Source organism: Streptomyces sp. YIM 130001, from assembly GCF_003574445.1.
Lineage (GTDB): Bacteria > Actinomycetota > Actinomycetes > Streptomycetales > Streptomycetaceae > Streptomyces.
This window is the reverse complement of sequence record NZ_KZ984561.1, coordinates 67,724-89,117: the sequence shown is the minus strand read 5'-3', so window position 1 is coordinate 89,117 and position 21,394 is coordinate 67,724. Positions and strand designations below refer to the sequence as shown.

At 71.0% G+C, this 21,394-nt stretch carries 16 protein-coding genes; 5 read left to right on the top strand and 11 right to left on the bottom strand.

The genetic code is table 11. The features are described 5' to 3' along the window. The first annotated feature begins 45 nt into the window (after positions 1-45). Positions 46-1,701 (top strand): ABC-F family ATP-binding cassette domain-containing protein, encoded by a 1,656-nt coding sequence (locus DSC45_RS24110; protein WP_119294027.1) that lies wholly within the window; start codon positions 46-48, stop codon positions 1,699-1,701. Positions 1,702-1,756: 55 nt separating this feature from the next. On the opposite strand, the gene DSC45_RS24105 is transcribed toward DSC45_RS24110, so the two are convergent. The 4 genes from DSC45_RS24105 to DSC45_RS24090 all read right to left on the bottom strand — a co-directional run bounded on the left by DSC45_RS24105 (position 1,757) and on the right by DSC45_RS24090 (position 5,278). Beyond that, positions 1,757-3,013, bottom strand: a complete 1,257-nt coding sequence (locus DSC45_RS24105; protein ID WP_119294026.1) for a sulfate adenylyltransferase subunit 1 — start codon at positions 3,011-3,013, stop codon at positions 1,757-1,759. A 2-nt stretch (positions 3,014-3,015) separates the two neighbouring features. Continuing rightward, entirely contained in the window at positions 3,016-3,996 is a 981-nt protein-coding gene (cysD, locus tag DSC45_RS24100; protein ID WP_240434814.1) for a sulfate adenylyltransferase subunit CysD, read from the bottom strand. Further along, positions 3,993-4,538, bottom strand: a complete 546-nt coding sequence (cysC, locus tag DSC45_RS24095) for an adenylyl-sulfate kinase (RefSeq protein WP_240434821.1) — start codon at positions 4,536-4,538, stop codon at positions 3,993-3,995. Before cysC ends, cysD begins: the two co-directional genes overlap by 4 nt. A 143-nt stretch (positions 4,539-4,681) precedes the next feature. Then, a complete protein-coding gene (locus tag DSC45_RS24090) occupies positions 4,682-5,278 on the bottom strand; it encodes a helix-turn-helix domain-containing protein (protein WP_119294024.1) in 597 nt (198 codons plus the stop codon). A 151-nt stretch (positions 5,279-5,429) separates the two neighbouring features. On the opposite strand from DSC45_RS24090, the gene DSC45_RS24085 reads away from it, so the two are divergent. From DSC45_RS24085 to DSC45_RS24070, 4 genes are read left to right on the top strand one after another with little or no spacing between them, the layout of a single operon-like run. Next, positions 5,430-6,377: a chlorinating enzyme gene (locus DSC45_RS24085; protein WP_119294023.1), complete on the top strand. Its 948-nt coding sequence runs from the start codon at positions 5,430-5,432 to the stop codon at positions 6,375-6,377. A gap of 12 nt (positions 6,378-6,389) precedes the next feature. Next, positions 6,390-6,641 (top strand): phosphopantetheine-binding protein, encoded by a 252-nt coding sequence (locus DSC45_RS24080; protein ID WP_119294022.1) that lies wholly within the window; start codon positions 6,390-6,392, stop codon positions 6,639-6,641. A 12-nt stretch (positions 6,642-6,653) separates the two neighbouring features. Further along, on the top strand, positions 6,654-8,228 hold the full coding sequence (locus tag DSC45_RS24075; protein ID WP_119294021.1) for an amino acid adenylation domain-containing protein: 1,575 nt from the start codon (positions 6,654-6,656) through the stop codon (positions 8,226-8,228). Further along, the gene (locus DSC45_RS24070) at positions 8,225-9,349 is read left to right on the top strand and encodes an acyl-CoA dehydrogenase family protein (RefSeq protein ID WP_119294020.1); all 1,125 of its coding nucleotides are present in this window, start codon (positions 8,225-8,227) and stop codon (positions 9,347-9,349) included. Before DSC45_RS24075 ends, DSC45_RS24070 begins: the two co-directional genes overlap by 4 nt. On the opposite strand, the gene DSC45_RS24065 is transcribed toward DSC45_RS24070, so the two are convergent. From DSC45_RS24065 to DSC45_RS24035, 7 genes are all read right to left on the bottom strand, one after another. Next, entirely contained in the window at positions 9,332-12,172 is a 2,841-nt protein-coding gene (locus DSC45_RS24065) for a LuxR C-terminal-related transcriptional regulator (RefSeq protein WP_119294019.1), read from the bottom strand. The two genes, DSC45_RS24070 and DSC45_RS24065, sit on opposite strands and share 18 nt — an antisense overlap. After that, the gene (locus DSC45_RS24060; protein ID WP_119294018.1) at positions 12,162-12,431 is read right to left on the bottom strand and encodes an MbtH family protein; all 270 of its coding nucleotides are present in this window, start codon (positions 12,429-12,431) and stop codon (positions 12,162-12,164) included. Before DSC45_RS24060 ends, DSC45_RS24065 begins: the two co-directional genes overlap by 11 nt. A 158-nt stretch (positions 12,432-12,589) precedes the next feature. Next, positions 12,590-13,429, bottom strand: a complete 840-nt coding sequence (locus DSC45_RS24055; RefSeq protein ID WP_119294017.1) for a thioesterase II family protein — start codon at positions 13,427-13,429, stop codon at positions 12,590-12,592. Then, complete coding sequence (locus DSC45_RS24050; protein WP_119294016.1) at positions 13,426-14,304, bottom strand: acyl-CoA dehydrogenase family protein; 879 nt, start codon at positions 14,302-14,304, stop codon at positions 13,426-13,428. Before DSC45_RS24050 ends, DSC45_RS24055 begins: the two co-directional genes overlap by 4 nt. Continuing rightward, positions 14,301-15,464, bottom strand: coding sequence for an acyl-CoA dehydrogenase family protein (locus DSC45_RS24045; RefSeq protein ID WP_162929332.1), 1,164 nt, complete (start codon positions 15,462-15,464; stop codon positions 14,301-14,303). Before DSC45_RS24045 ends, DSC45_RS24050 begins: the two co-directional genes overlap by 4 nt. After that, positions 15,461-18,058, bottom strand: coding sequence for a condensation domain-containing protein (locus DSC45_RS24040; protein WP_119294014.1), 2,598 nt, complete (start codon positions 18,056-18,058; stop codon positions 15,461-15,463). Before DSC45_RS24040 ends, DSC45_RS24045 begins: the two co-directional genes overlap by 4 nt. Beyond that, positions 18,058-21,363, bottom strand: a complete 3,306-nt coding sequence (locus DSC45_RS24035; RefSeq protein WP_119294013.1) for a non-ribosomal peptide synthetase — start codon at positions 21,361-21,363, stop codon at positions 18,058-18,060. The genes DSC45_RS24040 and DSC45_RS24035 overlap by 1 nt, the downstream gene beginning before the upstream one ends. Between the last annotated feature and the right edge of the window lie 31 nt (positions 21,364-21,394).

Here is a 21,394-nt window from a genome sequence, read left to right as displayed (position 1 = left end):
GCGTTGTCCTTTTACACGTTCGCATCGAGCCATCGCGAGGCCCCCATGACAACCCAACCGAACTTCTCTGGTGCCGCTGCCATCACCTGCGCCGGCCTCACCTACGCATGGCCCGACGGCACTCCGGTCTTCGACGATCTCCAGGTCGCCTTCGGGGCGGGACGGACCGGCCTGATCGGACTCAACGGGTCGGGCAAATCGACCCTCCTGAAGCTCATCGCGGGAGACCTGACGCCGGCCTCCGGCTCCGTCCGGGTGTCCGGAGAGGTCGGGTACCTGCCGCAGAACATCACACTCGACACAGCCCTACGGGTCGACGTGGCGCTCGGTATCGCGCACACGCGTGCGGCGTTGCACGCCATCGAGGCGGGCGACGCGAGCGAGGAGCACTTCACGGCGGTGGGCGACGACTGGGACGTAGAGGAACGGGCGGTGGCCACACTGTCGAGCCTCGGTCTCGGACACATCGGCCTCGATCGCACGATCGGCGAGGTCTCCGGCGGTGAGTCGGTGTTGCTCCGCCTGGCCGCGCTGCTCCTGAGCCGCCCCGATGTGCTGCTCCTGGACGAACCCACCAACAACCTCGACCTGCGCGCCCGCCGGCGCCTGTACGCGGCGGTCGAGGCATGGTCGGGCGTGATGGTCGTGGTGAGTCACGACCGTGAGCTCCTGGAGCGGGTGGAGCAGATCGCCGACCTGCGCGCCGGCGAGATCACCTGGTACGGGGGCAACCTGTCCGCGTACGAGGAGGCTTTGGCCGCCGAACAGGAGGCGGCCCAGCGGATGGTCCGGGTCGCCGAGTCGGATCTGAAGAAGCAGAAGCGCGAACTGGCCGATGCCCAGGTGAAGTTGGCCCGGCGCAAGCGCTACGGCCAGAAGATGTGGGACACCAAGCGTGAGCCCAAGGTGGTCATGGGCGAGCGCAAACGGCAGGCACAGGTGTCCGCCGGCAAGCATCGCATCATGCACGAGGAGCGGTTCGCGGAGGCCAAGGAGCGCCTCGACGAGGCGGTGGACGCGGTACGTGACGACGAGGAGATCCATGTCGACCTGCCGTACACGGCGGTGCCGCCCGGCCGGACCGTACTGACCCTGCGGAACCTGCAACTCGCCTACGGGGCGCGGGTGGAGGGCGAGTTCGAACTCCGTGGGCCCGAGCGGATCGCGCTGGTCGGCCGCAACGGAGCGGGCAAGACCACGCTTCTGCGCACGATCACCGGGGAGCTGGAGGCCATGGAGGGCGACGCCGTCACCCATGTTCCGCTGCGATTCCTGCCGCAGCGACTCGACGTCCTCGACGAGGAGTTGAGCGTCGCGGAGAACGTCGCGCGGTTCGCACCCCAGGCGACCAACAACCGCATCCGCTCCCGCCTCGCCCGCTTCCTGTTCAAGGGGGCGAAGGCCGACCAGCAGGCGGCGACGCTGTCGGGCGGGGAACGCTTCCGTGCGACGCTCGCCGCACTGATGCTCGCCGAGCCGGCCCCGCAGCTCCTGATGCTCGACGAGCCGACGAACAATCTGGACATGGCCAGCGTGCGGCAGCTGACATCGGCATTGGCCTCCTACGAGGGCGCGTTGATCGTGGCCAGCCACGACGTGCCCTTCCTGGAATCCATCGGCATCACCCGCTGGGTCCTGCTCGAGGGGCAACTGCGCGACACCACGCCGGAGGAGGTGTACGGCGGAGAGCTGACTCCCTGAGCGACCGCCGGCCGCGATACGGCCCGCAGGCCGAAACACCGGTCGGCGGCCCCGCTCAGCCTGTGCCGTCGGCCATACAGGCCGTGAGCGTGCCGCCGTCGACGGGGTCGATCAGCAGGAAGGATCCCGTACGGCGGCACTCGGCGTACAGATCGAGTGCGAGCGGCTCGGCGGTACGCACCACAACCCGGCCGATGTCGTTCGCCGTCAACTGCCCGGGGTCCGCGTGCTGGGAGAGATCGTCCAGGGTGAGCCGCGAGGGGATCGCGTCGACGACCGCCTTGACCGTACGAGAGGTGTGCTTGAGCAGCACCCGTTGGCCCACGGTGAGGGGCTGGTCGGCCACATGGCAGACGACGGCGGCCACGTTCCTGGTGACCGTGGGCGCCGTGCCGGTCGGAGCGATCAGGTCGCCGCGTGAGATGTCGATGTCGTCACGGAGCCGCAGGGTCACCGACTGCGGCGCCCAGGCGGTGTCCACAGGCTCACCGAGCAGGTCGATCGCCTCGACGGTGCTGGTGCGGCCCGTGGGCAGCACCGCCACCGGATCACCGACGCGGATGATGCCGGAGGTGATCTGCCCGGCGTAGCCACGGTAGTCACGGTGCTCGGCGCTCCGGGGCCGGATCACGTACTGCACCGGGAGCCGTGCGGGTCCCTCGCCCGGGCGACCGCCGACGGCGACGCTCTCCAGGTGCTGCAGGACGGTCGGGCCGTCGTACCAGTCCATGGTCGCCGAGGGTTCCACGACGTTGTCGCCGGTGAGCGCGGAGACCGGGATGGAGGTGATCTCCGGGATGCCCAACTCGTCTGCGTAGGCGGTGAATTCCTTCGCCGGCGCCTCGAAGGCCGGCTCCGCGTAGTCGACGAGGTCCATCTTGTTGACCGCGAGGACGACGTGCGGGACGCGCAGCAGGGCGGCGAGGGCGGCGTGCCGGCGGGTCTGCTCGACGACGCCGTTGCGGGCGTCGACCAGGATGACCGTCAGTTCGGCGGTGGAGGCGCCGGTGACCATGTTCCGGGTGTACTGCACATGGCCGGGGGTGTCGGCGAGGATGAAGCGGCGGCGTGGCGTGGCGAAGTAGCGGTAGGCCACGTCGATGGTGATGCCCTGCTCGCGCTCGGCGCGCAGCCCGTCGGTCAGCAACGCCAGGTCGGGCGTCTCCTGGCCGCGGTCGCGCGAGACGTGCGCGACGGCCTCGAGCTGGTCGGCGAGGACGGACTTGGAATCATGCAACAGCCGCCCGACCAGGGTGGACTTGCCGTCGTCCACGGATCCGGCGGTGGCGAAACGCAGTGTGTCGATCGACATCTCTAGAAGTACCCCTCACGCTTGCGGTCCTCCATCGCGGCCTCGGACAACCTGTCGTCGGCGCGGGTCGCGCCGCGCTCGGTGAGCCGGGACGCCGCGATCTCCTTGACGACCTTCTCGACGGTGTCGGCGTCGGAGTCGACGGCGCCGGTGCAGGACATGTCGCCGACGGTGCGGTAGCGGACCTGACGCTTCTCGACTGTCTCGCCGTCCCCCGGACCGCCCCATTCGCCGGCGGTCAGCCACATGCCGCCCCGCGCGAACACCTCACGCCGGTGCGCGAAGTAGAGCTCCGGCAGCTCGATCTCCTCACGGGCGATGTACTGCCACACGTCCAGCTCGGTCCAGTTGGACAGCGGGAAGACCCGTACGTGTTCGCCCGGTGCGTGCCGGCCGTTGTACAGCTGCCACAGCTCGGGGCGCTGGCGGCGCGGGTCCCACTGGGAGAACTCGTCGCGCAGCGAGAAGACCCGCTCTTTGGCGCGTGCCTTCTCCTCGTCGCGCCGTCCGCCGCCGAAGACCGCGTCGAACCTCTCCTGCTGGATCTTCTCCGTCAACGGAACCGTCTGCAGCGGGTTGCGGGTGCCGTCGGGCCGTTCACGCAGCGCACCGCGGTCGATGTAGTCCTGCACCGAGGCCACGTGCAGGCGCAGCCCGTGCCGGGCCACCACCCGGTCGCGGTACTCGAGGACCTCGGGGAAGTTGTGCCCGGTGTCCACATGCAGCAGGCCGAAGGGCAACGGGGCGGGCGTGAACGACTTCAGCGCCAGGTGCAGCATGAGAATCGAGTCCTTGCCGCCGGAGAACAGGATCACCGGCCGCTCGAACTCACCCGCCACCTCGCGGAAGATGTGCACCACCTCGGACTCCAGCGCGTCCAGATGACTCAGGGCGCGGGGAACGTCGCGGAGCGGCTTGCGGGGGACGTGCCTGGGGCGGCCACCGCGTTGCGGGGCGGCCCCGGGGGCTGCGGCCATCGTCATGCCAGTCCCCTTTCGGCCAGCAGCGCGTGCAGCTGCGCCGCGCACTCCCGCACGTCGCGGGTGTGTGTCTCGAGCCGCAGGTCAGGCGTCTGTGGTTCCTCGTAGGGATCGTCCACCCCGGTCAGGCCGGAGATCTCCCCGGACGCCTGCCGGGCGTAGAGCCCTTTCACGTCGCGTGCGGCACATACCTCGACCGGTGCGGCGACGTGGACCTCCAGGTAGTGGGTGCCGCTGCGCTCATGGCGCTCGCGGACGGCTTCCCGGCCGGTCGCGTAGGGCGCGATCACCGACACCAGGGTGGTGACGCCGTTGCGGGCCAGCACCTCGGCCATCAGGCCGAGGCGCTGGACGGAGGCGTTGCGGTCGGCGCGGCTGAAGCCCAGGTCCGCGCAGAGGGACGACCGCATCTCATCACCGTCCAGTACCTCGACACGACGTCCTTCGGCACGCAGCCTCCCGGCCAGTGCGCGGGCGAGGGTGGTCTTGCCGGCGCTGGGCAGGCCGGTCAGCCACACCGTCGACCCCGGCCGGCAGGTGCATATCGGCCCCTGCTCCGACGGGCCCTCACCGATCGAGATCGCCTCGGCCGGTGCGGCGTTGATCACGCCGGTTCGCCCGTGGGCGGCAGCCGGCTCGGGGCGAAGGTCGGTGTGCGGCTTCGCCGTTGACCCTGGGCGCCGGCGGTTCATGACACCACCTCCTGCATGTCGAGGCTGGTGGACGGCGGGAAGGTCATGGCCGCCACGCGGCCGCGGTGGCGGATGGTGAGAGAGGCGTGTACCTCGACGCCGTTGTCCGTGGTGTAGATGTGCGGGATGTCGGCGGGCCAGTGGGCGTGGGTGCCGGCCGGGACGACGATCGGCTTCTGGGCCGGCCCCACTCGGGCGCTGCCCGCGAAGACGGTCAAGTGCTCGGTGACGCCGCGCTGGTGCGGAGGGGAGACCTGCGTGATGCCCGGCCGGATCCGGATGCGGTACAGCTCCGATGTGACCCCGTGGTCGGAGAAGGTCTCCAGGAGCGTGGCGGAGATCGCGGTGCCGTGGATCTCTTCGGGGCGCTCGGTCGGGTCGGGGTCGGCGAGCAGTACGGCCAGCGGGAGGTTGAGCTGCGTGGATATGGCGTAGAGGGTCTCGAGGGTGGGATTGCGGGTCCCGGTTTCCAGGCCCGACAAGGTCGCCTTGCCGATCGACGCGCGCTGGGCCAGTTCCGACAGCGACAGACCGTGCAACCGTCGTAGTTTTCGGACGCGCTGTCCGACCTCAACGGCGAATAGTTTGGCCATTTTCTCTACATTCCTTTCCGTTCCGAAAAAGGAACCTCAATGCCTTGCGCTCGGCGTTCCGGAATCGGAACGATAAGTCGTCTTGACAGAGAACTCGGCGGCGTGTTCACCTATTGAAAGTGAGATGAAACCTCCTAGCATAAGGTGGGTCATGGCTCAGCAGGTATTGGATTTCGCGCTTTCTGCCACTGAAATCGAGCAGTTCAACGAGAATGGATTCATCGGTCCGTTCGACGTGTACGACCCGGACGAGATGGAGAGCAGTCTGCGGGCGCTGCGGCCCAAACTGATCAACACGAAGACGGCGATCTACCAGCAGAGCGGGGCCGTCTCCGGCACCACCAACCTGGCCAACTACGACCGTCACCTGGACGTCGACTTCCTGGCCGACCACATCACGCGGCCGCAGATCGTGGGGCCGGTGTCGAGCCTGCTCGGCCCCGACGCGCTCTGCTGGCGTTCCGAGTTCTTCCCGAAGTACCCGGGGGACGAGGGGACCGACTGGCACCAGGCAGACAACTTCTCCAACGTCGCGGGCTCGAAGTACCCCCAGATCGTGTGGCCCGAGGACGCGGAGTTCGGCGGCACCATCACCGTCTGGACCGCTTTCACCGACGCCACCGTGGAAAACGGCTGCCTGCAGTTCATCCCGGGCTCGCACAAGACGATGAACTACGACGAGTCCAAGGTGATGGAATACGACGCGGATTCCATCAACAAGAAGGACAAGGACGGAGTCAGGCGCGGCTTCTTCGGCTACGACTACCGGCAGCTCCAGAAGGACCCGAATTGGAGTCCGGACGAGTCCAACGCCGTGTCGATGGAGATGCGGAAAGGCCAGTGCATCGTCTTCTGGTCGACGCTCATGCACGCATCGCACCCGCACAGCGGTCTGACCGACCAGATGCGGCTCGGTTTCGCGGCGCGCTATCTGCCGACGTCCGTCCGCGTCTACCCGTACTCCGACGCGCTCGTGGAGTTCGGAGGCGAGGCCAGTCTGGAGAAGTTCGGCAACGTCCTGGTCTCCGGCCAGGACGGGTACGGACACAACCGTTTCGTCGACCGGACCGTCACCGGTCGTCCCTTCGTCACGCGTTAGGAGGCCGTCTCGATGGCCAGCACAGAGATCGAGTCCTGGGTCGTGGACACCTGCCGGGAGCTGGGACTTCTGGTGGGGAGCCCTGGCGACGACTTCTTCGGCGGGGGCGGCAACTCGTTGACCGCGGTACGGCTCATCGCGCAGGCCGAGGAGCGTTTCGGCGAGGACTGCCTGTCGCCCGACGACCTCTTCGAGCGCAGCACGATGAAGGAGATCGCCGCGACGATCCAGGCGACCCGGGACCGTTCCCGGGTCCTGGGCTGACGGAGTTGCGGCATGGACAGGCTGACCGGTGACGATGTGGCGCTCGCCGTGCATCGGCGGATCAATCGCACCGCCGCGCCCTATCCCGACGACCGGGGCGTCAAGGAGCTGTTCGAGGAGGTTGCCGCCCGCTTGCCGGAAGCCACCGCGCTCGTCCACCGGGACCGGGTGATCACGTACCGCGACCTGAACCGGGCGGCGAACGGGATCGCGGCGCGATTGCAGCGGCGCGGTGTGGCCGCCGGCGCCGCCGTCGTGATCGGTGTCGCCCGCTCGCCCGAGCTGATCGCCGCGATACTCGGCGTCCTCAAGTGCGGCGGCCACTACGTCCCGGTGGACCTCGCGTGGCCGACGGAGCGCCTGCGCTCCGTCCTCACGCAGACCGGCGCCGCCCACCTGGTCACCGACGTGCCCGAAGCGGTAGCCGGTCGATTCCCCGGCCTCGACGTCCTCTCGCCGGACGCCCCGCCGGTCGAAGCGGATCCCGTGCTGCGTACGCGGCCGGACGATCTCGCCTACGTCAATTTCACCTCTGGCTCCACCGGCCGGCCCAAGGGCGTGCCGATCCGGCACCGGAGCATCGCCCGCCTGGTCTTCAACGCCCCCTACGCCAGGCTCGGTGAGCGTTCCAGGATCCTCCAGCTCGCCCCGGTGTACTTCGACGCGGCGACGTTCGAGATCTGGGGCGCCCTGCTGCACGGCGGGACGTGCGTGCTCTATCCGTCGCAGCGGATTCGCCTGTCGGAGCTCAGGAGAACCGTCGCCTCGCACGGCGTGACCGTGATCTTCCTGACCACCGCGCTGTTCAACACGGTGGTGGACGAAGGACCGGCCGCCCTCGACCAGGCCGAAACCGTCCTGACCGGAGGCGAGTTGCACTCGATGCGGCACCTGCGCACGGCGGTGGCCCGCTACGGGCCGGGCAAGGTCGTCAATGTGTACGGCCCCACCGAGTGCACGACGTTCGCCACGTACCACCCGCTCGAGCTGAGCCGGCTGCCGGAGTCCGTGGGGGACCTCCCGATCGGCCGCCCCCTGCAGAACACCCGCCTGTACGTGGTGGACGGCGATGCCCTGTGCCCGCCCGGCCGGGTCGGCGAGATCTGCCTGGCCGGGCCGGGACTGTCGCCCGGTTACCTCGACGCGCGCGACGCGGACCGGGGCCACTTCGTGGACCGTGAGATCGGCGGAGTGCCCGAACGGCTGTACCGCACCGGCGATCGCGGGCGTCTGCTTCCGGACGGCGAGGTCGTCTTCGAAGGGCGGCTCGACGACCAGGTGAAGATCAACGGATTCCGGATCGAACTGAGTGAGGTGGCCCATCATCTCGACCTGCACCCCGGTGTGCGGCTCAGCCACGTGGTGGTCGGTGAGAACGGCGCCGGTGACAAGGCGCTGACCGCGTTCGTGGTCCCGCACGAGGAGCGGTGCACGGCGCGGGAGATCACGGATTTCCTCGGCGACCATCTGCCGGGCTACATGATTCCGACGGCGATCCACTTCCGTGACTCCCTCCCCTTGTCCGGCAACGGAAAAGTGGACCGGCGGGCCCTGCTGACGGAGCACGCCATGGGCGGTGCGCGATGAACCGCGCCTCCTGGGAGACCTCCCGGCACGAGGAGTTCCGCACGCGGGTGCGTGATGTCCTGCGGAACGTGGTCCTCCCGCACGCCGACCGGTGGGAGGAGCAGGGCCACCCGGACCCGTCCGCGTGGAAGCTCCTCGCGGAGGAAGGACTCCTCGCTCGCGGCCACCGGGGCGAGGCGTTCCTGGAGAGCGCGATCCTCCTCGAGGAGCTGGGCCGCACCGGATACGCGGGCGTCCGCGCCGGCGTGGGCGTGCACGCCTACATGGCCACCTCGTATCTCGACATGTTCGGGACGCCTGCGCAGAAGGAGGCGTACCTGGAGCCGGCCCGGCGGGGCGAACGCCTCGCGGCCCTCGCCATCACCGAAGCGGAAGCGGGTTCGGACCTCAGCCGGCTCGGGACCCGCGCGCGCCGCCGCGACGGCGGCGGGCTGCTGGTCGACGGCGAGAAGCTCTATGTCGCCAACGGCACCCAGGCGTCGTTCTTCGTCACGCTCGTGCGGACACGGGACGACACGGCGACCGCGCACGGACTGACCGGTGCGAGCCTCCTGCTGATCGACGCCGACAGCCCGGGCGTGCACCGCACCGGACAACGGATGCTCGGCTGGCGTTCCGCCGACATCAGCAAGGTCGTCTTCGAGGACGTCGTCGTACCCGAGGACCGTGTACTGGGCCGCTGGGATCGTGCGCTGATGCACGTGGTCCAGGGCCTGGATTTCGAGCGCCTGGCCGCCGGTCTCCTCGCCGTCGGCGGTGTCGCCCACTGCCTGGAGCTGCTGAACGCGCACATACGCCGCCGCCGGGTCAAGAACATGCCGCTGTACGGGCATCAGGCCGTCCGCCACGCGTTCGCCGAGCTCACGGCCGACCACGAACTGGTCACCCAGTACGGCCGGCACGCGGCCCTGCTGCACAGCCGCGGTGAGTTGGACAGCCGGACGGCCACCGTGCTCAAGCTCAAGGCGACCGAACTCGCGGTGCAGGCTGCTCACGTCTGTCTCCAATTCCATGGGGCGCAAGGGTGCCTGGACGAGTCCACAGCGGCCCGGCTCTACCGCGACGCCTCCGCGGGCACGATCGCGGCCGGTGCCAGCGAGCTGCTACGCGATCTGGTGTGAGGCGCCGACCGGCGCCGGCCGGTCGGCGAACCGCGCTTCCGTGAACCTGGCCGCCCGGCCGATCGAGGTGGCGACCTGGGCCCGCGAGCCGACGCCGAGTTTCTTGAAGATCCGGCCGAGATGGGTCTCCACGGTCTTGTGACTGAGCCGCAGCGCACGGGCGATCTGCTGATTCGTACAACCGTCGCTGACCAGCACCGAGATCTCCCGCTCGCGGCTGCTCAACTTGGCCAGTCGCGCGTCGGCCGACTGCGCGGGCGCGTTCGTGGCCAGGTCGGCCGCGTGGTCCTGGTATCCGTGTGCCCCGCGTCCCTGCAGCAGGAGCTGTGCCTCGTCGAGCTGGCCGCGTGCCACGTCGGAGTCGATGCCGGCCCAGGCGGCCGCGACGGCCAGGTGAGCGCGGACCGCGTCGAGCGGCCGGCCGGCCCGGGTCAGTGTGACCACCGCACTGGAAGCGAAGACGGCGGCCCTGAGCGGATCGGTGACCCGGTGGTGGTGTGCGCGGGCCAACAGCGCCAGGCCCGTCGCACCCGGCAACCGCATGCGGCCGGCGGCCTCTTCGGCCGCCGTGGCCCAGCGCCCCGCTTCGGTCGCCGAACCGCGACGCTCCCCCTCCAGCCGGGCGAGGACCTCGGCGACGGCCGGAACCATCGAGACGACGGGGAACGACGCGGCGCGCCGTACCGTCCCCGTCGACAGAAGCTCCTTGCACAGCTCCTGGTCGCCCGTGTCGAAGGTCGTCTCGAGCAGCGACAGACGTACCCGGTCCGACCACGGCTCGCGCCACGACTCCGCCCGCCGTGCGGCCTCGCGCGCCGTGTGCCGGGCAGTCGTCCGGTCGCCGCTGATCCACGCCGCCCGGGCCAGTCCGGCACCGGCCTCGGCCAACAGGCAGTCGCTCCCGATCCGGGCTGCGGCGCGCATCGCCCGGTGACCCGACTCGATCGCCCGGTCGATGCGCCCGAGCCGCAGCCGGACTTCGGCGAGCCCGGTGGCGAACTGCGTCACCAGGTAGTCGAGTTCATGTGCCGAGGCGATGCCGAGACCCCGTTCGAAGTGTCGTGCGGCCTCCGCGTCCCGCTCGCACCGTGCCAGGGACCTGGCCAGCCAGTACAGGATGTCGAGCCGGCCGATGAGCGTGGCGTCGTCGAGGTCGTCGAGCAGGCCGGCCACCTCGCCGAGCCGCAGGGCGGCCTGTGCGGTGCGGCCCGCGTCCGCGTCGTGGGCGCCGAGCAGGGCCCAGGCGTATCCCCGGGCCAGCGGATCGGCCAGGCCGGTCGCCCAGTGCACCGCGGGCGGTTCGCCGCCGGGCAGCGGGCTTCCGCGCTCCAGTGCTGCCGCGAGCCGGGCCAGGTCGACCAGCGCGAGCGCCTCGGGTTCGTCGGCCACCTCAGGTCGCACTGCTTCCAGGAGCGACTGAGCGAGGGCGTATCTGCCCAGCAGGCGCTGAGCGCGAGCCCGCCATTCGGCCGCCTCGGCCCGCAGGACGAGCGGCACTTCGGCGCCGGGTGACGAGGTCCGGTCCAGGACGTCGAGGGCCTCGCTCGGCCTTCCCGCGACGACCAGGGCCTTGCCGGTGCGCACCCGCTGCTCGCAGAGCAGGGTCGCGTCCCCGACGGCCGCGCCGGCTTCGCGCGGCAGCAGCCCCGAGCGGACCCGGTCGGCCACCGGCTTCCGGTGCGGCACCGGCCCGGCATGAGTGTGGATGCACGGGGCGGGCAGCCGGACGAGCCCGGTGGCCGCTGTGTGCGCGGCGAGCCGCCACTGCTCACCGGTGCTGTGATACGCCGTGGCCCCCAGCAGGGCGTGCCGGAACCGGTAGTGGTCCGCCAACTCACCGGGCTGCACGATGTCCTCGCGCAGCAGCTCCGCCACGGCGTCCGCGAGGCGATCGGCGGGCAACGCGCTGATGGACCGCATCTCCTGGAGGGTGAACGCGTCGCCGAGTACCGCTGCGGACTGCGCGGCGAGCCAGCCGTCGTCGGACACGGCGCGGAACTCTTCCAGGAAGCGGGTGAATGGGGTCAGCCCCGGCGCGTCCGGCGCGGTTCCTCCGTACGAACGGGGGGCGGCCGCCAGAGCAAGGAGCAGCCCCGGGTTGCCGTTCGCCCGGCCGAGCAAGGCCCTGCGCAAGGGCCGTGGCGTCTCGCCGGGCAGCAGCGCGTCGAGCTCCTGGCCGGGCAGCGGGCCGAGTTCGATCCGGTGGGAGCCGGCCACGGAGGCCAGCAGTCCGCGCAGGCGCAGCGGCGACTGACGGTCGCGATGGGCGACCACGATGACCAGCCGGGCGTCGGGCGGCCTGCGCACCAGACTCTCCAGCAGTTCCAGCGAGGCCGGGTCCGCCCAGTGCACGTTGTCCAGCGCCAGCACCAGGCCGCTCGACCCCGTCAGCCCGCGGACCGCCTGCCGCAGTGCCGATCCCACCAGCCCCGTCGGAACGGGGGACTGGAGCGGCTCGGACGGAGGCAGGTCCGCCGGGTCCAGCGCGGGGAACAGCCGGCCGAGAACGCGCCGACTGGCGATCGGCACGCACTGGAGAACCGTCTCGGCGCGTTCGGAGAGAATCTCGTCGAATGCGTCGGAGAAGAGCTGATAAGGCGCGGCGGTCGCGGCGGGACCCGCCGCGGCGTGCGCGACGGACCAGCCCTGCTTTCTGGCGTCATCGAGTATCCGGTGCAGCAACCGGGTCTTTCCGATCCAGGGCTGTCCCAGAATTTCCACAACGGCGGACGGAGAACCCTCGGGGTCGAATAAGTGCGCCGCATCAGCCGACGTGGAACGCCCGACCGGTGCCGGCCGTGGAATTGCTCCGTCACCGTCCATGGACGGTGATCTCCTCCTGTGACGGGTGAGTCGTCGCGTCCGGCGATTGATTTTCGCCCGCCATCGCGCGGCGCAGGCTCAACGGCCGCATGTCGGTCCAGTGCGCCTCGATGTATTCCAGGCACTGCTCTTTGGGAGTCGGCTCGAGGACGGCTCGCCAGCCGGACGGTATCGCCTTTCCCTCGGGCCAGATCGAGTACTGCTCTTCGTCGTTGATGACAACGACATGGTGCTCGAAGCTGTCGGTAGACACACTCATCTCCCTACATGACCTTTGTCTGGTGGCAACTGCAGGCGTGGGCTGTCGATCTGCCCGTTGAGCCGATGGTCCGGAATCCTATTAGCCGCGACTCAAGACGGACTTGGGAAATAGGCTCGATGGCTCGAGACGGCGCGGCAGGCGAGTCGAGAAAGCGGTCAAAAAATCTCCGACGTCATGTTTGCGTGCAGGTCGAATCGTTGGGAAAGCCGTCGGACGCCCCCGGCTCCGTGCACCTCTCGGCCCTGCCCGGTGAGTGCGTGTCCGAGCTCGGTGGCGATCTCGGGGACACGGGCGAGGAGGTAGAAGTGGCCGCCCGGATGGACGGACAGGGTGACAGGAGCGGTGGTGACGGCGGACCACGCCCGGGCGTCGGCGGGGGGAACGCGGGGATCGTCGACTCCCGTCATGGCGATGACCGGGCAGGTGAGCAGCGGAGCCGGGGCGGCGCGGTAGGTCTCCACGGCCTGGAAGTCGGCGCGCAGCGCGGGCAGGGCCAGCTTCAGGAGACCGGGATGCTCCGGGGGAAGGCCGTCGGCGCCGTTCAGACGCTCCACTTCGGCGAGTATCGCGGCGTCGCCGAGGTGGTGGAACGACGGGCCGGGGGGCAGGAACGGGCCGCGGCGGGCGGAGGCGACGAGGAGGGAGACGGGGCGCCCGTCGGCCTCCAGCCTGCGGGCCAGCTCGAAGGCGACGACGGCGCCCATGCTGTGGCCGAACAGTGCCAGAGGCGTGGTGTCCTCTGGGTCCAGCAGGCCGAAGAGCGCGTCGGCGAGCGGCGCGATGGACCGGGCCGCGGGCTCTCGGCGCCGGTCCTGACGGCCGGGGTACTGCACGGCCAGGACGTTCAACTCCGGTGACAGGGCATCGGAGAACGGGAGGTAGAAGCCGGCCGAGCCGCCCGCGTGCGGAACACACAGCAGGCGCGGTGCCCGCGGACGCGCGGGGCGGAACTGCCGGACCCACAGGCCGCGTTCGGTCAGCGTGGCGGTGGTCATCGGCTCAGGGCGGACTCGGTCAGGGCACGGCGGTAGAAGAGCTGCGCGTCGTCCTCGTCGAGCAGACCGGACGCGCCGTGCAGCTGGAGGGCCTCCGTCGTGGTGTCGACGGCCAACTCACGGGCCAGACGCAGCGCGTGGGCGGGCTCGTCCTCGCGGTGGACGAGGCTGCGCACGGCCTCGAGCCGGGCGGACAGCGCCGCCAGCCGGAAGGCGGGGGACTGGTGCGCGCCGAGCGGCCGGCCGAACACCGTCCTGCGGCGGACGTGCTCGGTGGCGAGGTCGAGTGCGCCGCGGCTCAGGCCGGCCAGGTAGGCGGCCTGAGCGGAGCGGATCCGGTCTCTGAGGGCTCCGGGATCGGCGAGCCGGCCGGACAGCACCGAGGGCACGCCGGCGTCCACGTCGACGCTGAAGAGCCCGCCGCGGCCGAGGTCCGCGTGCTCCGAGAGCCTGACACCCGGACGGTCGAACTCGACGACGGTGAACTCGGCCCCGTCGACGGTGATCAAGAGGTCGGCCTGGTCCGCACAGCGGACGAAGCGCCGGTCGGGCCCGGCGATCGCCGCCGCGAGGTCGCCGCACCGCATCCCGTCGAGCAGCTGCTCCGCCGGAGGCGAGCCGGGCAGCGCGGCCAGGGCCGCGACGGCCGCCACGGTGTCGAGGTACGGCCCGCGGTAGAGGGTTTCGCCGAGGAGCTCGGCGACAGGCAGCACGGCGTACTTCTCGTGCAGCGCGCCGGCCTCGGACAGTGCCGCCCACACCGCGCCCTGGGCGGTCGCCGCCTCCGCGGACAGCGGGCGTTCTCCGAGCCTGCGCAGTACGGGCCGCAGTTCGGGCGAGAAGATGTCGGTCAGCGGGGCGGCGGTGGTCGTCACAGCAGCTCCAGGTGAGAGGTCGCGATGGCGCGCAGCATCACCTCGGAGGTCCCCGAGGCGAGGGTGAGCGTCGGGGCGTAGCGCAAGGCCCGCTCGACGCGGCCGAGGTCCGGCGCGTCGGGGTCCTGGTTGGTCAACAGGCCCTCCCGGCCGCGCAGTTCGAGACCGAACCGGGCCACCTCGCGGGCCTGCTCGGTGACGTACCACTTCGACATCGCGGCCAGGACCGGATCGGCGTGACCGGCGTCCAGGCCGGCCACCATCCGCCAGGCAAGGGCATGTCCGGCCGTCAGCCGCGCGTCGAGCTCGGTGTACCGCTCCCGCAGTGCGTCGGGCACCGCGTCGGCCACCGAGTCGAGCCAGTGGCGGATCTTGGCGTGGAAGTCGACGCCGGTCCGCTCCAGCACGAGAAGCTCGCTGATCAGCCGCCAGCCGTCGTCCACCTCGCCGAGGACGTCGTCTCGCGTCAGCCGGACCCCGTCGATGGAGATCTCACAGAAGGCGTCGTCGGTTAGGTTCGACAGCGTGCGGATGGTCACGCCGGGGGAGCGCAGCGGCAGCAGGAAGAGCCCGATCCCGGGCATCGGCCCCGGCACCGTGACCGCCGCGCACAGGGCCGTATCGGCGAAGCCGGACTTCTGGTTGAACACCTTGGTGCCGTAGAGCCGCCAGGCGCCGTCGCCGTCCGGCTCGGCCCTGGTGGTCATCCGTCCGAGGTCGGAGCCCGCCTGCGGTTCGGTGAACAGTACGGTGGCGATCTGCTCGCCTCGCGCCAACGCCGGGAGCAGCCGCGTGCGTTGGGCGTCGGTGCCGCTGTCGAGGACGAAGCGCCCCACGATGTCGACGCTCAGCACATGTGCGTCGTCCGGCACTGAGGCGAGGATCATCTCCTCGGTGACCACGGCGGACTCATGGTGCCCGAGCCCGAGACCGCCGTACTGTTCGGGCCAGCTCGGCGCGAGCCAGCCGCGCTCGCCGAGCAGCCGGTAGGTCTCGAGCAGTCCGGGCTCGTCCCCGGGGGGAAGCCGCCGGATCCGGTCGACCTCGTCCTGGACGCGGGGCGAGCGCAGCAGCGCGCGCACGTCCGCGCGGAAGGAGCGCTGCGCGGGTGTCGGGCGGATGCCGGGCGCGTCGGCGACGGGCAGGCTCGTCGTGTTCACCGCACCTCCCGCGCCAGCAGCGGACCGAGCGTTCGGCCCAACTGAGCCACCTGCGGAGGCCGCATCATCCCGTAGTGGTCGCCCGGTGTGTGGTGCCCGATCACCGGCCCACTGGTCCAAGGCATCCAGTCCTCGACGGTGGAGGCCGGGGTGGTCCCGGCGTGTACCAGGTCGATCTGTCCGTCGTAACGCTCCGGCCGCCATACCGCCGCCGTCGAGATGATCACGCGGAATACCTCCATCCGGCGCCTCATCAGGGCAGCGGATCCGGGCGGCACCAGGCCCTCGTCCACCAGCGCGCCGATGATCCGGTCGGCCTGTGCCTTCTCGTCGAGCCCGGACAGCTCCGCGGCCGACCACTCCTCGGGTGGTTCGAGACCGGCCGTCAGTGCGAGGTTCTCGGCGAACATGGCGCGCAGCAGCGCCGCATCCGGTGCCTCGTCCAGCATGGTCGGCTGCTGGGTGTCGAGCATCGCGAGCAGCGTGACGTGCCGGCCCCGCGCGCGCAGCCGCACGGCGGTGGCGTGGGCGAGCCCACCGCCGACCGACCAGCCGACGAGCCGGTAGGGACCCTCGGGCGCCACCTCGCACACGGCGTCGGCGTAGGCATCCGCCATCTCGGCCACGGACCCGGGAAGGTCGCCCTCGTCCAGGCCCGGCACCGAGATTCCGTAGTACGGGATGCCGGCCGGAAGCTCACGGCACAGGGCCGCGTACGCCAACGACGATCCGCTGCTCGCGTGGAAGAAGAAGACCGGGGTGACTCCAGGGTCTCCGGGCAGCAGCGGAACCACGAGATCCGCCTGCGCGACGGTGGCCGCGTCCGGCCGATCGGAACGCTTCGCGGCCAGGGCGTCCTCTGCCGCGGCCACCAGGGCGCCCAGGGTGGGACGGCTGAGGAACTCGCCGAGACTCAGGTCGGTCCCGGTCCATTCCCGGATCTCGACCACGAGCGCCGCCGCCTGGAGCGACCCGCCGCCGAGGGCGAAGAAGTCGTCGTCCGCCCGCACGTGGTCCACACCCAGCCTCTCGCGCCACAGCTCGGAGACCGACTGCCCCAGCGCGGTCCTCAGTTCGGACGCGGGCCGCGGCTCGGCAGTGGGGAGCGGCTCGGCGTCGTCCGGTGTCCCGGCGAGCGTGACACCGGGGACCGGCCCTTGCAGCGCGAGGGCACTCACCGCAGTGCCGGGCGCCGTCACCATGTGCTCCAGCACGGTCCGCAGGTCGGCCAGGAGACTGTCGATGCGTGCACGGTCGAACAGCTCGGTCGAGTACTCGGCGTTCAGTACGAGGGCGTTCTCGGAGGTCCGGGCGGCGCTGAGGGTGAGATCGAAACGCGAGGTGCCGAGCGGTACGTCGCACGACTCCACCCGCAGGTCGCCGAGTGTGAACTCCTCGACCGGGGCCTCGCTCGTCACCAGCGCGACCTGGAACAGCGGGTTGCGGGCGCCGGAGCGCGCGGGCCGGCGCCGGGCCACCACCTGGTCGAACGGCAGCTCCTGGTGGCGGTAGGCGTCCGTGACGGTGTCGGCGGTGCGCTCGAGCAGAACGTCCAGCGACGGGTCTCCCGCGCTGGACGTGCGCAGCGCGACCGTATTGGTGAAGAAGCCGATCAGCGACTCGAGTTCGGGCCTGATCCGGCCGGCGAAGACGGTGCCGATCGTGATGTCGGTGCTCTCGGTCCAGCGCGTCAGCAGCGCGTTCAGAGCGGTGGCGAGCACGGTGAGCAGCGGGCCGTCGTGCACCGCGGTCAGCTTTTCGGCCAGGTGGGGTGGCAATGTCACCCCGGTGATCGTCTCGCCGGCCCAGGTCGGCCGGTGCGGGCGCGGCCGGTCTGCGGGCAGCACCGTGGGTACGGCTCCCGCCAACTGCCGCGCCCAGTAGTCCGCCTGCCGCTCGCCCACGGGCCCGGCGATCCGGTCGCGCTGCCAGGCGGCGTAGTCCGTGTACTGCACGTCCGGGGCCGGCGGGCGGGCGCCGGACTCACCGGGATCGGTGGCGTAGTCCCGGCTGAGTTCGCCGACGAGCAGGGGTATCGACCAGTCGTCCACGACGGCGTGGTGCAGGATCAGAGCGAAGACGTGGTCGTCGGGGGCGAACCGGTACAGGCGGGCCCGCAGCGGGGCGGCCGCGGTGAGGTCGAACGGCTGCCGGGCCGCCTGCGCGACGTGCTCGTACACCGCCCGCTCCCGCCCTGACGCGTCGAGTCCTGACAGGTCCTCCAGCGGCAGCGGCACCGAGGCGGGCGGGTCCTCGACGATCTGCTGGTCCCGGGCGAACCTGGTGCGCAGCACCGCGTGCCGGGCGACCAGAGCGGTGAGCGCCCGACCGAGGGCGGATACGTCCAGCGGGCCGCGCAGCCGCAGCACCACGGGCGTGTGGTAGATCGCCTGATGCTCCATCAGCTGGTCGAGGAACCACATGCGCTGCTGCGCGTACGACATGGGGGCGACCGTGTCCGGCGGCAGCGGGGGGACGGGCCCGGGCATGCCGCCCCGTCGACGCGCAGGTCCCTCGGCGCGGAGGCGGGCGAGCAACTCGGCACGCCGCTCGGGGGACAGCGTGGCGAGGCGCTCGCGCAGATCGGTGTCCATCAATGGTCCTCCAGATCGTCGAGCAGCTCGGCCAGCAGGTCCTCGTCGGCCGCGGCCAGTTCCTCGCTGTCTATGAGTGCCGCCAGACCGGCGATGGTCGAGGCGCGGAAGAAGGCGCGCAGTTCCAGGCTGACTCCGAAGGCGTCGCGTACCCGTGACGTGATCTGGGTGATCCGCAGCGAGTTGCCGCCGAGGGAGAAGAAGTCGTCGTGCACCCCGAGGTCCTCGGTGCCGAGGATCTCGCTCCAGATCTCGGCGAGCCGAGTCTCCGTCGGCGTGCGCGGTTCGGACCGTTCGGGCGTGGACGGGCGGTCGGGGTCGGGCAGCTTCGCGTGGTCGATCTTCCCGTTGGCGTTCAGCGGGAAGCCGTCGAGGGTGACGAACGAGGAGGGGACCACGCCGGCGGGCAGCCGCGCCGCGAGCTCTGCGCGCAAGGCTGTCGTGTCGGGGGCGGCACCGTCCGTCGTCACGACGTGGGCGACGAGGGCACCGTCCCGCAGCGTCACCAGGGCCTGCCTGATCCCCGGCTGATCGGTGAGAACCGCCTCGATCTCGCCGGGCTCGATGCGCAGGCCGCGCAGCTTGAGCTGGCGGTCCACCCGGCCGTGGAAGGTGAGGACGCCGTCGGGGCGGCGGATCGCGAGATCACCCGTGCGGTAGACCCGGCTGCCCGGCGGGCCGAAGGGGTCGGGAAGGAACTTCTCGGCGGTCAGCCCCGGGCGGCCGAGATAGCCGCGGGCCACGCCCGTCCCGCCGATGTAGAGCTCACCGGGTACTCCGTCGGGCGCCAGATCGCCGCGTTCGTCCATGACGTAGGCCCGGTAGCCGGCGAGCGGCAGACCGATCGGCGGAGGCCCGTCCAGCACATCGGGGACGAGATGGTCGATGCAGGCCACGGTCGCCTCGGTGGGTCCATAGGCGTTGTGGAACTCCCGGCCGGGGATGTTCCACCGGTTGACCAGGTCGCCGGGGTAGGGCTCGAGGCCCACGAACAGGGCCCGCAGGTCGGGGAAGGAGCCGGCGTCGAGCTCGGCGAGGATCGACGGAGGCAGGTCGGTCACCGTGACCGCCGTGCGGCGCATCAATTCCGCGAGGCGGTCCAGGTCGTGCAGCACCTCGACCGGTGCCTGCACGAGCGCCGCGCCGCTGGTGAGCGCAGAGAAGAAGTCGAAGATGCTGACGTCGAAGGCGGGGTTGGCGAACTGGAGCACTCGGTCGCCGGGCGCGAGCTGGAAGGTCTCGACGATGCCGAGCACGAATTCGACGACGTGCCGGTGCTCCACCACCACACCCTTGGGACGGCCCGTCGAGCCCGAGGTGTAGATGACATACGCGGCGGAAGCAGGGTCGATGACCGGCGCGGGAGCGTGGCCGTCCGCGTGAGCGGCGTCGTCGGTGTCCTCGGCGTCCTCGGCGTCCTCGGCGTCCAGCAGGACGCGAGACACGCCCGCCGGCAGGAGCCCGGCGACCTCGCGCACGGTCACGACGGTCCGGCAGTCCGCGTCGTCGAGCATCCACGCGATCCGGTCCGCCGGATAGCCCGGGTCGAGCGGCAGATACGCCGCGCCCGCCTTGAGCACCCCGAGCAGCGCCGCGGGCAGATCGGGGCCCCGCGGCAGCAGCACGCCGACGATGCCGCCGGCGTCGGTGAGCCGCCGGGCCAACCGGTCGGCCCGGGCGTTCAGTTCGCCGTAGGAGACGGTGGCACCCTCGAAGACGCAGGCCGGTGCAGCGGGGTCGGCGTCGGCGCACTCCTCGAAGAGCTGGTGGAGCAGCCGGCCGCGAGCACCGGGCGCGGCCGGCCCAGTGCTGTGGCGCAGCGCGCGGGACCGCTGGCCGGGGTCGAGCAGGTCGAGGCGGGACAGCGGGACGGCGGGGTCGGCGCACACCTGGTCGAGCACGGCGGCGTACTGCGTCAGCAGCCGCTCGATCCGGTCCCCGTCGAAGAGGTCGGTGGCGTACTCGGCCCAGAGGTCGAGGCCCTCACCCGGAACCTCGGTGACCTGCACGGCGAGATCGAACCGGGCGGTCCCCTGCCCGACGGGCTCGTGGGCGACCCGCAGACCGCCCGCCCCGCCGCTGCCGGCCGTCGCGTTCTGGAGGGTGAAGGAGACCTGGAAGAGCGGGTTGCGGCTGGCGTCCCGCTCGGGGTGGAGCTCCCGGACGAGCCGGTCGAAGCCGAGTCCCTGGTGGAGATGGGCGCCGAGGACGGTCTGCCTGGTCCGGGAGACCAGCTCGCTGAAGGCCGGGTCACCGGAGGTGTCCGTGCGCAGCACCAGCGTGTTGGCGAAGAAGCCGATGAGCGGCTCGATGTCGGGGTGGTCGCGCCCGGAGAACACCGAGCCCACGGCCACGTCCTCGGCACCGGTGTAGCAGGTGAGTAGCGCGTTGAAGCCGGCCAACAGCACACTGAGCAGCGTCGCCTGCTCGGCGCGCGCCAGCTCGGTGAGGCGTGTGCGCAGCCCTTCGGGCAGCCGTAGCACAGTGGTCGCGCCGCGGAAGCTCTGCTCGGCCGGGCGCGGCCGGTCGGTGGGCAGGTCCAGGGTCGGCAGGTCCGTGAGGCGCTCGCGCCAGTAGGCGAGCAGCCGCTCGGTCGCGTCGGCCGACGCCCGCTCCCGTTCCCAGGCCGCGAAGTCCGCGTACTGGACCGGTAGTTGAGGCAGTGCGGGCTCGGTACCGGCGACCGCGGCGGAGTAACAGGCCGTCAGTTCCGAGACCAGGATGGCGGTGGACCAGCCGTCGGTCGCGATGTGGTGGATGCACAGGACCAGCAGGTGCTCCGTGGGCGCGAGCCGGATCAGCCGGGCACGCAACAGCGGCCCCGACGCCAGGTCGAAGGCACCGGTGGCCACTTCGTGCGCGAGGGCACGGGCCTCCTCCTCGGCGTCCGGCCGTCCCGTCAGATCGGTCAGCGCGATGTCCACGCGGTCCGGGGCCGGATCGATGATCTGGTGGGGCACGCCGTGCTCTTCGCTGTAGCGGGTGCGCAGGCTCTCGTGCCGGCCGACGACGAGGGTGAGCGCCGCGACCAGCTTCTCGTGGTCGAGCTCCCCGTACAGGCGCAGCCCCAGCGGTGAGTTGTAGACGGGCTGCCCCGGCGTCCACTTGTCGAGGAACCAGAGCCGCTGGCCGGCGAAGGACAGGGGCAGCGGACGGTCGCGCGGCACGGGGGACAGCCGCGCCGTGGCGTTCCGGCGCGCGCCCAGCTCCTTCAGCAGACGCTTGGCCTCGGTGACCTCGCCGGTGGTCGTGCGAGTGGTGCGGGCACGTGCCTGGATCGGCCCGCCGGCTTCGAACCTCGGCATGCGGCATCTCCTCTGCGCAGACTCCTGGTGC

Coding starts and splice junctions, on each gene's coding strand:
- DSC45_RS24110 (WP_119294027.1), top strand. CDS start 46: ATGACAACCCAACCGAACTTCTCTGGTGCCGCTGCCATCACCTGCGCC.
- DSC45_RS24105 (WP_119294026.1), bottom strand. CDS start 3,013: ATGTCGATCGACACACTGCGTTTCGCCACCGCCGGATCCGTGGACGAC.
- cysD (WP_240434814.1), bottom strand. CDS start 3,996: ATGACGATGGCCGCAGCCCCCGGGGCCGCCCCGCAACGCGGTGGCCGC.
- DSC45_RS24090 (WP_119294024.1), bottom strand. CDS start 5,278: ATGGCCAAACTATTCGCCGTTGAGGTCGGACAGCGCGTCCGAAAACTA.
- DSC45_RS24085 (WP_119294023.1), top strand. CDS start 5,430: ATGGCTCAGCAGGTATTGGATTTCGCGCTTTCTGCCACTGAAATCGAG.
- DSC45_RS24080 (WP_119294022.1), top strand. CDS start 6,390: ATGGCCAGCACAGAGATCGAGTCCTGGGTCGTGGACACCTGCCGGGAG.
- DSC45_RS24075 (WP_119294021.1), top strand. CDS start 6,654: ATGGACAGGCTGACCGGTGACGATGTGGCGCTCGCCGTGCATCGGCGG.
- DSC45_RS24070 (WP_119294020.1), top strand. CDS start 8,225: ATGAACCGCGCCTCCTGGGAGACCTCCCGGCACGAGGAGTTCCGCACG.
- DSC45_RS24065 (WP_119294019.1), bottom strand. CDS start 12,172: ATGGACGGTGACGGAGCAATTCCACGGCCGGCACCGGTCGGGCGTTCC.
- DSC45_RS24060 (WP_119294018.1), bottom strand. CDS start 12,431: ATGAGTGTGTCTACCGACAGCTTCGAGCACCATGTCGTTGTCATCAAC.
- DSC45_RS24055 (WP_119294017.1), bottom strand. CDS start 13,429: ATGACCACCGCCACGCTGACCGAACGCGGCCTGTGGGTCCGGCAGTTC.
- DSC45_RS24040 (WP_119294014.1), bottom strand. CDS start 18,058: ATGGACACCGATCTGCGCGAGCGCCTCGCCACGCTGTCCCCCGAGCGG.
- DSC45_RS24035 (WP_119294013.1), bottom strand. CDS start 21,363: ATGCCGAGGTTCGAAGCCGGCGGGCCGATCCAGGCACGTGCCCGCACC.